Origin of the sequence: Mesorhizobium sp. ES1-3, assembly GCF_020164795.1 — a bacterium.
In the GTDB taxonomy this organism is placed as follows: Bacteria; Pseudomonadota; Alphaproteobacteria; order Rhizobiales; family Rhizobiaceae; genus Mesorhizobium.
This window is the reverse complement of the sequence record NZ_JAIUGW010000002.1, coordinates 169706-181180: the sequence shown is the minus strand read 5'-3', so window position 1 is coordinate 181180 and position 11475 is coordinate 169706. Positions and strand designations below refer to the sequence as shown.

Sequence of the window (11475 nt, the reverse complement as noted above, 5' to 3'; positions counted from 1 at the left end):
AACCGGGCGAAACCGGCTGGACCAGTCGATTGGCACCAGAAAGTTCAGGGCCGGCTTCCGCCTCAGGCGGCCTGCACTACCCTGTCCTCGATGAGCATCGGGATGAAGGGCTCGTCAGGCGCTTCAGGCAGGATATGCGCCCATGTCAGGATTTCCATGCGGCCGTCGAAATGCTCGACCACGGCGGTGCAGCTCTCCACCCAGTCACCGGTGTTGATATATTGCACGTCGCCATAGCTTTCGATGGCGGCATGGTGGATGTGCCCGCAGATGACGCCGTCGACATGCGAGCGTCGCGCTTCCTCGCTGAGCACCGTCTGGAACGAGCCGATGAAGTTCACCGCCTTCTTGACCTTGACCTTGGCCCAGGACGAAAACGACCAGTAAGGCAGGCCGAGCAGCTGTCGCAGCCGCGTGATCACCCGGTTGACCTGCATGGCGGCGTCATAGGCATGGTCGCCGAGATAGGCTAGCCAACGCTGGTTGTGGACGACGGTGTCGAACTGGTCGCCATGGATGACCAGCAGCCGCCGGCCATCGGCGGTTTCGTGGATAGCACGGTCGGCAACGACGATGCCGCCGAAATGCACGCCCTGGAACTGGCGGGCGAATTCGTCGTGATTGCCGGCGATATAGGTGATCGAGGCTCCCTTGCGCGCCTTGCGCAGCAGTTTCTGCACGACGTCATTGTGGCTTTGCGGCCAGTGCCAGCTGCGCCTCAGGCGCCAGCCGTCGACGATATCGCCGACAAGGTAGATGATGTCGGCATCGTGGTAGCGCAGGAAATCGATCAGGAAATCGGCCTTCGCCGCCTTCGAGCCCAGATGGACATCGGAAATGAACATGCTGCGGAAAGTGCGGGGCTCTTGGCCTGGCATCGCGGATCACCCTTGCTTTCGAGCAGCCTATGCCCCGATTCATGCAACAACCGTATGACGGTTGCGATTGGTCCAGCGCTGGCGCTAGCCTGCCGGGCAAATCAAAGGAGAAATCGTCATGGATCTCGGTATCCGCGGAAAGAAGGCCATCGTCTGCGCTTCGAGCAAGGGGCTCGGTCGTGGCTGCGCCATGGCGCTGGCCGAAGCAGGCTGCGACATCGTCGTCAATGGGCGCAATGCCGAACTGGTCGCCAAAACCGCCGCGGAGCTGCGCCAGCGCCATGGCGTGACGGTGACGGAAGTCGTCGGCGACGTTTCGAAGCCGGAGGTACAGAAGGCGTTGCTCGCCGCCTGTCCGGAACCCGACATCCTCGTCAACAACAATGGCGGGCCGCCGCTTCGCGATTTCCGCGAGCTCGATCGTGGAAAAATCCTCGAAGGTGTTACCCAGAACATGGTGACGCCAATCGAACTGGTGCAGGCGGTCATCGACGGCATGGCGACGCGCGGCTTCGGGCGCATCGTCAACATCACCTCGCTGTCGGTCTATGTCCCGATTCCCGGCCTTGACCTCTCATCGGGCGCGCGCGCCGGTCTGACATCGTTCCTTGCCGGCGTGGCGCGCACGGTGATCGAGCGCAACGTGACCATCAACAGCCTGCTGCCGGGCAAGCTCGACACCGACCGGCTGCGCGGCCCGCATGAGGCCGGTACGCCAGAGGATCCAAAGGCGGCCGCGGCGCGCAAGACCCGCATCAGTGCCGACGTACCGGCCAAGCGGCTCGGCACGCCCGAGGAATTCGGCCAGATCTGCGCCTTCCTGTGCTCTGTCCACGCCGGCTATCTGACCGGGCAGAACATACCCGTTGATGGCGGTCTCTACGTCAGCGCCTTTTGACCAGCGTGCCTGCGAAGGCGCGCACCTGATTTCGCATGAAACAACGATAACAACCTGATAAATATCTGATTTTGGCGTGCCGGGATTTAAAGCTGCCGGCGCGTCAATTAGCGTCGCGAAAAACCTTGGCCTCATGCTAAAAGGACTCCCAAAGCAGGTTTCGAGGAGCGGCCGCATGGAAGGCGAGAACAAGAAGACGGCACGTTCGGACCTCGACGAAGCCGCCCTCTACTTCCACAAATACCCAACGCCGGGAAAGCTCGAGATTCAGGCGACCAAGCCGCTCGGCAACCAGCGCGACCTGGCGCTCGCCTATTCGCCCGGCGTCGCCGCCCCTTGCCTCGAGATCCGCGACAATCCAGCGACCGCCGCCGACTACACGGCGCGCGCCAATCTGGTCGGCGTCGTGTCGAACGGCTCGGCCGTGCTCGGCCTCGGCAATATCGGGCCGCTGGCCTCCAAACCGGTGATGGAGGGCAAGGCGGTCCTGTTCAAGAAGTTCGCCGGCATCGACGTCTTCGACATCGAGATCGACGCGCCGGAAATCGAGCGCATGGTCGAAACGGTTGCCGCACTGGAACCGACCTTCGGCGGCATCAACCTCGAGGACATCAAGGCACCGGAGTGTTTTGAAGTCGAAGAACGCCTCAAGGCTCGCATGAGCATACCGGTGTTCCATGACGACCAGCACGGCACCGCCATCATCGTCGCCGCCGCCGTGCTCAACGGGCTGGAATTCGCCGGCAAGACCATTTCGGACATCAAGGTCGTCACCTCCGGCGCAGGTGCCGCCGCCCTTGCCTGCCTCAACCTGCTCGTTTCGCTCGGAGTGCGCGTCGAGAACATCTGGGTCACCGACCGTTTCGGCGTCGCCTACAAGGGCCGTGTCGACGAGATGGACCGCTGGAAAGACCCTTATGTAAAGGACACCGAGGCGCGCACGCTGGCCGACGTCATTGCGGGCGCCGATGTCTTTCTCGGCCTCTCGGCCGCCGGCGTGCTGAAGCCGGAGCTGCTGCGACACATGGCGCCGAAGCCGTTGATCCTGGCGCTGGCCAATCCCAATCCGGAGATCATGCCGGAAGTGGCGCGCGCGGCGCGTCCTGACGCCATGATCTGCACCGGCCGCTCCGATTTTCCCAATCAGGTCAACAACGTCCTTTGCTTCCCTTACATCTTCCGTGGCGCGCTCGACTGCGGCGCCAGCGCCATCAATGAGGAGATGAAGATGGCGGCGGTGCGGGCGATTGCCGCCCTTGCCCGCGAAGAACCTTCCGATGTCGCCGCGCGCGCCTATTCGGGCGAGACACCGATCTTCGGACCCGAATTCCTGATCCCCTCGCCCTTCGACCCGCGCCTCATCCTGCGCATCGCGCCGGCCGTCGCCAGGGCAGCCTGCGAGACCGGTGTGGCGACGCGGCCGATCACCGACTTCGCTGCCTACATCGACAAGCTCAACCGCTTCGTCTTCCGCTCCGGCCTGGTGATGAAGCCGGTGTTCTCCTCCGCCAAGGCTTCCAGTGCCAAACGCGTCATCTACGCCGACGGCGAGGACGAGCGTGTCCTGCGTGCCGCCCAGGTTGTGCTTGAGGAAGGCATCGCCGAGCCGATCCTGATCGGCCGTCCGCATGTCATCGAGGTCAGGCTGAAGCGTTATGGCTTGCGCATCAAGCCTGGTGTCGATTTCGGCCTGATCAATCCAGAGGACGATCCGCGCTACCGCTACTATGTCGATCTCCTGATCGAGCTCGCCGGCCGCCGCGGCGTGACGACGGAGGCCGCGCGTACCATGGTGCGCACCGACAACACGGTGATCGCGGCGTTGGCACTGAAGCGCGGCGATGCCGACGCCATGGTCTGCGGCCTCGAAGGCCGTTTCGAGCGGCATTTGCGCAACGTGACGCTGATCATCGGGCCGCGCACCGGCATCAAGGACCGGGACCTGTCGACTCTTTCCATGCTGATCTCGCAGCGCGGCATCATCTTCCTCACCGACACCCACGTCTCCGTCGACCCGACGGCGGATGAAATCGCCGAGATGACCGTGCTGGCGGCGGAAGAAATCCAGCGTTTCGGCATCGAGCCGAAGGCGGCACTGCTGTCGCATTCGGATTTCGGCTCGCGCGATTCGCCGAGCGCGCTGAAGATGCGTCAGGCCGCGGCCATTCTGGCGCGCATCGCGCCGGAGCTGCAGTGCGACGGCGAAATGCATGCCGATTCCGCTTTGTCGGAGCATCTGCGCCAGCGCGTCTATCCGCATTCGCGTCTGAAGGGCGAAGCCAATCTCCTGGTGTTCCCGAACCTCGATTCGGCCAACATCACGCTGACGGCGCTGCGAGCCATGATGGATGCCCTGCATGTCGGCCCCATCCTTCTCGGCACCGACAAGCCGGCGCACATATTGACGCCCTCGGTAACCTCGCGCGGCGTCGTCAACATGACGGCGCTGGCAGTGGTCGAAGCCGCGCACAAGGCGCAGGCGATCGCCAATCTGGACTGAACCGGCTCTCGCGACCGGATTGGTCCAGCCCCAGTTGATCAAGGCTAGGTAGCGACGCGCCGCGGAACGCGTTGGCCGGATCGGGTGTTGCGAACCAACAACTCTTAACCGTGAAGTCCGGCATTGAACGAATGCGGATTTCACGGGAAGGAGCAATTTGATATGGTCACGCCGTCTGATTAGGCGGTGAGAGTGTCATGAGAGCCCTGTTGCTCGCTTCGGCAATGCTGACTGTGACTGGCGTAGAGGCGTTCGCCGCCGACGCCATCGCGTTGGAGCCGGCCGTGCATGACTGGTCCGGCGTCTATGTCGGCGGGCATCTTGGCTATGGTTTTGGCAGCACCGACGCGACCTACAACCTGCCAAACACGCCAACGATCCGGGGCACGCAGGATTACGACATCGACGGCTTTCTGGGCGGTGTCCAGATCGGCTACAATTACCAGGTCAACTCCGCGGTTCTGGGGATCGAGGCCGATATTTCGGGCGCCGATATCAAGGGACATTCCGACGAGGTCAATGTAGGCGGAGGCGATGTCTACGACACCAAGGTGGATTGGTTCGGAACGATCCGCGCCAGGGCGGGCTATGCGTTCGACAGCACCCTTGTTTACGGGACCGGCGGCCTTGCTTTCGGAGGTGTCGAGAACCAATATCTCGATGGGCCCGCCAACAGCTATTCCGAAAAGAACACCAAGGTTGGCTGGACGATTGGCGCGGGGCTGGAGCAGGCAATCACCGATCATTGGTCGGCAAATGCCGAATATCGATATGTCGATCTGCGGGACCAGACCATCAACTACGGACCCAACTCCAATACGACCTTCGACAACACGTTCAGTACCGTCAGGATCGGGATGAACTACAAGTTCTGACGGCCCGCCCGGCCATTGCCGGGACTGATGGGCGCCATCCAATGCGCGCCGCTTCTCAGCCGGCGACAAGGCGACTTCCGAAATGGACGATTAACCGCGAACGGGTTAGCCTTGGCGACCAGAAGACAAGCGGGATCGAGACGGATGGCAAGCGGAGGTTTGAAGCAGGCGCATGCTGCCGTGCTGCTTGGCATCCTGCTGTCCGGCGCAGCGGTCAGCGAGCCGCAGGCCGCTTCACGGATCTGCCGGCAACTGGAGGCCGACCTCGCCGCGGGCTCACGCGGCGGTGGCGGTGGCCCGGCACTGGTCCGGAAATATGACGCCGCGATCGAAAGGCAGCGCGAACAGATCTCGAAGGCTCGCGGTCAGGCGAACAATGCCGGCTGCGGGTTCTCGTTGTTTTCGCGCAACATCAACCAGTGTGCCGGGCTGAACGCCACCATCGAGCGCATGAACGCCAATCTCGACAGTTTGCAAACCAAGCGTGCCCAACTCGCCGGCGGCGGCGGCTCACGCCGCGACCGGGGGCGTATCCTGGCGGCGCTCGATGCCAATGACTGCCGTGACGATGCGGTGGCACCCCGCTCGCCTCCGCGGGAAGCCAATCGTGAAGAAGGGGGCAATGCCAACCTCTTCGACCAGCTTTTCGGCGGCAACCGGCAGATCGATACGCTGGACCAGCCTGACGATTCCGGCGAGGAACGCGATGTCAGCCGCGTCCTCAACCAGCCCGGCATTCCTGATGTTGCGAGCAACGGCGGCGAATTCCACACCAGTTGCGTGCGCACTTGCGACGGCTATTTCTTCCCCATGTCGAACGCCGCCTCGGCCGGCGATTTCGAGCGCGACCAGAAGAATTGCGAATCGGCCTGCCCCGGCACGGAGATGCAGGTCTTCTATTCGCGCGGTATGGACGACGATTCGGCATCGATGACGTCATCGGTCACCGGCAGGCCCTACGGCGAACTGCCGACCGCCTATCTCTACAAACAGGCCAACATGTCACGGCCACCCACTTGCGGCTGCAATGCCGCGCAGAATTTCCAGATCATTGGCGGCAACCCGCCAAGCCAGCAACAATCACCGCCCGAACCGGATACGGCGCCGATTGTTCCGGTGCCGGCCTCGAAGCCTGATCCGGGTGCCGACCCCGAGACCTTGGCCAATATGGATGGCGGGCTCGATCGTGAAGCCATCAAGCGCCTTTCGGCCAAGCCGGTGGCATCGCCCGTTTCGGCCGTGCCCCCGGAACAGCGCAAGGTCAGGGTCGTCGGGCCAACGTTCCTTCCCGACCCATCAGCGGCAATAGATCTGCAAGCTCCGGCCCCGAAGGCAGTCCGGTAAGGGCAAGCCTGAGCGGCATGAACAGCGATTTGCCCTTGCGGCCGGTCGCTTCCCTGATCTTGCCGGTCCAATCCTTCCAGACCGTCCCGTTCCATGGCTCCTCAGGCAGGAGATCGAGCGCATGGTGCAGAAAATCGCGGTCGTCGTCGGAAAATTCGGGCTTCTCCTGCGGCCCTTCGCGCAGGACACGCCACCAGGCAACCGCATCGGCCAGCCGGTCGATATTGCCGCGCACCGCCAGCCAGAACGGTTCGGCGTGTTCGCCGGAAATACCCAGCACCATCAGCCGGTCCCGCGCCTCGTCGAACGGCATACGATGCAGCAGCACCCGGTTGAGCACGAACAATTCGGCCGGATCGAACTTGGACGACGATTTCGAGGTCGCGGCCGGGTCGAAATGGCCGGCGAGTTCGGCCAAGTCATGCGCGGCCGCGACATTCTCCGACGTGCCGACCAGCACGGCCAGCGAAGCGACGGCCATCGGCTCGATGCCGTCCTCGCGCAGGCTCTCGATGGAAAGCGCGCCGGTGCGCTTCGACAGCCCCTCGCCCGAAACGGTGGTCAGGAGGTTGTGATGGCCGAAGACCGGCGGCTCGGCACCCAGCGCCTTGAAAAGGGCGATCTGCACGCCAGTGTTCGTGACATGATCGTCGCCGCGGATGACGTGGCTGACGCCCATCTCGATATCGTCGACGACTGAGGGCAGCGTGTAGAGATAGGTGCCGTCCTCACGCACCAGAACCGGATCGGACAGCGAAGCCAGATCCACCGTCTCCTCGCCACGCACCAGATCGTCCCAGTGGATATCGGTACGCACCGGCTGCAGCGGATCGCAGGAGAAATTGGGCAGCAGGAAACGCCAGTGGGGCCGGCGCCCGTCGGCCTGATATTCGGCCACCTGCTCTGTCGTCAGCGCCAATGCCTCGCGGCCATAGACCGGCGGCAGGCCTCGCGTGCGGCGCACCTTGCGCCTGAGATCGAGTTCTTCCGGCGTTTCGTAGCAGGCGTAGAGGACACCCGCCGCCTTCAGCCGCTCGACCGCCGCGTCATAGATTTCGAAGCGCCGCGACTGATACTCGGTGGCGTCCGGGAAAATCCCCAGCCAGTGCAGGTCGTAAAGGATGGCGTCGGCGAATTCCTGCTTCGAGCGGGCGATGTCGGTGTCATCGAAGCGCTGGATGAAGCGGCCCTTGTTGTTGAGGGCAAACAACCAGTTGAACAGAGCGGTGCGCGCATTGCCGATATGGATGCGGCCGGTCGGTGACGGGGCGAAACGAACGGTAACTGTCATGAGCGGGGCGTACCGGATGCCTTTGTGATTGACAAGATGCGCCCCCGCGCCGTGCCGCAGACATAGAACATGGCGGCTGGAATGAAAAGACCGGCCGGATGCGTCTCTGGCGGCGCATGGGTGGCGGCCGGCCGGCCGAGCCGACGAAGGCGATCAGCCGCCGAAGTCGTCGGAGCTGAGGCGGGTCCAGCGGTCGCCCATCAAGCCGCCGATGGCGATATCGCCGGAGCGGACCGCTTCAGTGACCTCGGGGATTCGCGAGCGGACCATCGTTCCCCCGGCATAACGGAAGAAGAGATTCCTGTAGCCGAAGAGGTGAGGCATGAATCGGCTCTGGGTCTGTCCGGTGATGCCCACGCAGCCCCTATCCCGCGCGGCCGCGACAAGGCCATCCAGCGTCGCGCCCCAGTGAGGTCCGGAAGCCTGGATTTGCAACAGGCTCGCCATGTCGCCGGCTTGACCGTAGAAGGCATAGCAACCGAGCATTTTGCCCGTCTCGTCGTAAGTTCCTCCGAAATGAAGTGGGCCGTCGGCCCGCTTCTCGGCCGCCAGTGCGAGCAGCCGCGGCAACTCGCCGTCCCTCCAACTCGGCCGGAGAGCGTAATCGGACAGGAGGGTCGGCAGCCGCTCGGCAAATTGCGCGGCATTGATCGCCTCGGCATGGACCCGATGCGACGATGAAGGCTGGACAGGCGGTTCGAACCTTCCCTTCGCGAGGGCGTCGAATGCCCTCGCGAGGGGATCGAGTGCCAGGCGAGGCATGCGGGCCCATTTGCGATGCAATGCGGCGGCGGCCATCGCGGCCGGCCGGAAAACATAGGTCCATCCCAGACAATGGACCGGCAGGAGTTGGTATTTCATCGGACGCGCGAAGGCCAGAGATACGCGGTTGGCCGAATCGATCAGCTGCAGATCGAATTCACCTCGATGCAAGGCACGCAGCAATTGCGGTCCTGCAGAGCCGTGATCGACGCCAGTGTCTGCCATGGCCGGACCGATGATCGCCGCATTCAATGCCGCTCCGTTGAGCTCGTAACGGGCCTTCAGGACACCAAGGAACCCACCTAGATCGCCCTGCCGGTTGATATGCACAAGAGCGTTGCTCTCACCGGACTGGCCGGCATGGTCGAGATAGATCCTTCTCATATACTCGGCCGTCTCCACGATTGCGCGATCGAGGAGGTGGCGCCGCCGCCGGCGAAACTTCGTCAGGAAGAGTGCGGCGACGCGCTCGAGATCTTCGGCGGCGAGCGGCCGAACCGAGCCGTGCCGAGATTCCCGCACCGATGGCGCAGTCACCTTTTCCATGCCGGTAGTTTCGGAAAACAAGATGCATTGTGAAAGCCGCTTAGGTTGCTGTTTTTAGCATACGGCAACCAAAAGTAGAGACAACGAATCTCGGTCGGTAGCGTAAACAGACGTCTCGAATTCGATATCTGGAAAAGGACTCCACTGGCGGATTTGCCCAGCCGGCATACGCCAGGCGACCGGGCCTTCGGACGTGTCGCAGCGCGTGATGGACATGGCCCCCGGCCGAGGCCGGAGGCCATGTCAGGTCAGCTGACCAGACCTTTGGTCAGCTCCAGCGCCTGGCGCTCGAACAGGCGCCGGTAGATGCCGCCCTTCAGGCGGATCAAATCGTCATGCGAGCCTTCCTCGACGATCTTGCCGCGATCGAAGACCAACAGCCTGTCGAGCGCCCTCACCGTCGAAAGCCGATGCGCGATGACCAGCGTCGTGCGGCCGACCATCAGCCGTTCCATCGCCTGCTGGATCAGCACCTCGGATTCCGAATCGAGGCTCGACGTCGCCTCGTCCAGGATCAGGATGCGCGCATCGGCCAGGAAAGCGCGGGCAATCGCCACACGCTGCCGCTCGCCGCCCGACAGCTTCACGCCACGCTCGCCGACCAGCGTGCCATAGCCCTTCGGCAGGTTGGCGATGAAGTCGTGCGCGCTCGCCAGCCTGGCGGCATGCTCGATCTCGTCCTGCGTTGCGCCTGGCCTGCCATAGGCGATGTTTTCCGCCAGGGAACGGTGGAACAGGATCGGTTCCTGCTGGACGATCGCGATCTGGCCGCGCAGCGACGCCTGGGCGACCTGCGAGATATCCTGGCCATCGATCACGATCTGGCCCGCGCCAACGTCATAGAGCCGCTGGATGAGCTTGACGAAAGTGGTCTTGCCCGAACCCGAGTGACCGACCAGCCCGACACGCTCACCCGGGGCGATGTCGACCGAAAAGTCGCGGTAGAGCGGCGACCGGTGATTGCCGTAGTGAAAGGTGACGTCGTCGAAGGCGATGTGGCCCTGCGTGATGGCAATCGGTCCGGCGCCGGGCTGATCCTCGATGCCCAGCGGTTCCGACTGGAAATCGACCAGTTCCTCCATGTCGTTGATCGAACGCTGCAAATTGCGGATATGCGTGCCGATATCCCTGAGATAGCCTTGCAGCACGAAGAACGAGGTCAGCACGAAAGCGACATCGCCGGCGCTCGCCTGCCCCCATGACCACAGCATCAGCGCCAGGCCGATCACCGCGGCCCGCATGACCAGCAGCAGCGCCCCTTGCGTGGTGCCGTTGATGGTGCCGCGCACCCAGGTCCGCCGTGTGCGGGCGCGCCATTTGGCGACCACCCTGGCGAGGCGGCGCTCCTCGCGTTCCTCTGCGCCAAAGCCCTTGACCACGGCGTTGCAGCTCACTGCGTCGGCCAGCGAGCCACCGAGACGCGTGTCCCAGGTGTTGGCAAGCCTTGCCGCCGGCGCGACATAGCCTAGCGACAGCATCGCAGTCACCACGATGAACAGCACCGAGCCGGCAGCAACGACCGCGCCCATCAGCGGCCAGAACCAGCCGAGCAGCAGCGTCGAACCAGCAAGCATCACCACCGACGGCAACAGCGCGATCAGGACGGTGTCGTTGAGCAGGTCGAGCGCCCACATGCCGCGCGTCACCTTGCGCACCGTCGAGCCGGCAAAACTGTTGGCATGCCAATCGGTCGAAAAGCGCTGAACGCGATGGAAGGCGTCCGCCGCGATGTCGGCCATCATCTTGAGTGTCAACTCAACGATGCCCATGAAGGCGAGATTGCGCAACATGACACCAGTCAGCGCCAGCGCCATCAAGATGAAGAATGCCGTCATCGCAGCGTTCCAGGCAACGGTATCCGCTCCGGCGCTGCTGGCGACGGCGTCGACCAGCCGGCCGGAATAGAGCGGTGTCAGCACGTCGGCCAGTGTCGACAGCAGGAACCCGCCCATGATCAGCGAAAGCCGCCACGGCTGGCGCCGCCAATGCGTTAGCGTGAAGCCAAGAACGCTGCGAAAGGCGCTCGCGCGCAAATCGATCTTGAAACGAGCCATGATGTCATCCGGGCGCAAACGAGCCCGATCCCAGTAAGGTCGAAAGTTGAAAACCGCGCGGGGCTAATTGCCCGTGAATGCGGAGGTTCGGCTATGGTAGGTTGCCTGCCCATGGGCGGCGACCGGCAGCGGCAAATGCCTTTTCTGCGTCCGGTATGGTTCCGACACTTCGGAACACCGGCGCAGACCTAGGCCTCGCGGCCTCGCATAACGATGTCAAATCCTGGCATTCGGTCCTCCCTGAAGGGAATCGCGGAAAAGCCGTTATAGGGATGCTTCGATCGCTCGCCAAGGCAAGCCACGGCCAAAAGCACTTCTGGCCCAGCC

8 protein-coding genes are annotated in these 11475 nt (G+C 63.3%); 4 read left to right on the top strand and 4 right to left on the bottom strand.

All coding sequences use genetic code 11. The features are described from left to right. Positions 1-62 precede the first annotated feature (62 nt). Entirely contained in the window at positions 63-845 is a 783-nt protein-coding gene (locus LB536_RS03900; protein WP_032936358.1) for a UDP-2,3-diacylglucosamine diphosphatase, read from the bottom strand. Positions 846-996: 151 nt separating this feature from the next. On the opposite strand from LB536_RS03900, the gene LB536_RS03895 reads away from it, so the two are divergent. The 4 genes from LB536_RS03895 (at position 997) to LB536_RS03880 (ending at position 6495) form a co-directional block, all read left to right on the top strand. Further along, positions 997-1776, top strand: coding sequence for an SDR family oxidoreductase (locus LB536_RS03895; protein ID WP_140757569.1), 780 nt, complete (start codon positions 997-999; stop codon positions 1774-1776). A 175-nt stretch (positions 1777-1951) separates the two neighbouring features. Then, on the top strand, positions 1952-4276 hold the full coding sequence (locus tag LB536_RS03890; RefSeq protein ID WP_224590183.1) for an NADP-dependent malic enzyme: 2325 nt from the start codon (positions 1952-1954) through the stop codon (positions 4274-4276). Positions 4277-4473: 197 nt separating this feature from the next. Continuing rightward, positions 4474-5151, top strand: a complete 678-nt coding sequence (locus LB536_RS03885) for an outer membrane protein (protein WP_224590182.1) — start codon at positions 4474-4476, stop codon at positions 5149-5151. Between the two features lie 144 nt (positions 5152-5295). Continuing rightward, positions 5296-6495, top strand: coding sequence for a DUF2865 domain-containing protein (locus LB536_RS03880; protein WP_224590181.1), 1200 nt, complete (start codon positions 5296-5298; stop codon positions 6493-6495). On the opposite strand, the gene LB536_RS03875 is transcribed toward LB536_RS03880, so the two are convergent. From LB536_RS03875 to LB536_RS03865, 3 genes are all read right to left on the bottom strand, one after another. Next, complete coding sequence (locus LB536_RS03875) at positions 6413-7786, bottom strand: glutamate--tRNA ligase (protein WP_224590180.1); 1374 nt, start codon at positions 7784-7786, stop codon at positions 6413-6415. The two genes, LB536_RS03880 and LB536_RS03875, sit on opposite strands and share 83 nt — an antisense overlap. A gap of 153 nt (positions 7787-7939) precedes the next feature. Next, a complete protein-coding gene (locus LB536_RS03870; protein WP_224590179.1) occupies positions 7940-9094 on the bottom strand; it encodes a hypothetical protein in 1155 nt (384 codons plus the stop codon). A gap of 248 nt (positions 9095-9342) precedes the next feature. Next, positions 9343-11148 (bottom strand): ABC transporter ATP-binding protein, encoded by a 1806-nt coding sequence (locus tag LB536_RS03865; protein WP_224590178.1) that lies wholly within the window; start codon positions 11146-11148, stop codon positions 9343-9345. Positions 11149-11475: the final 327 nt, after the last annotated feature.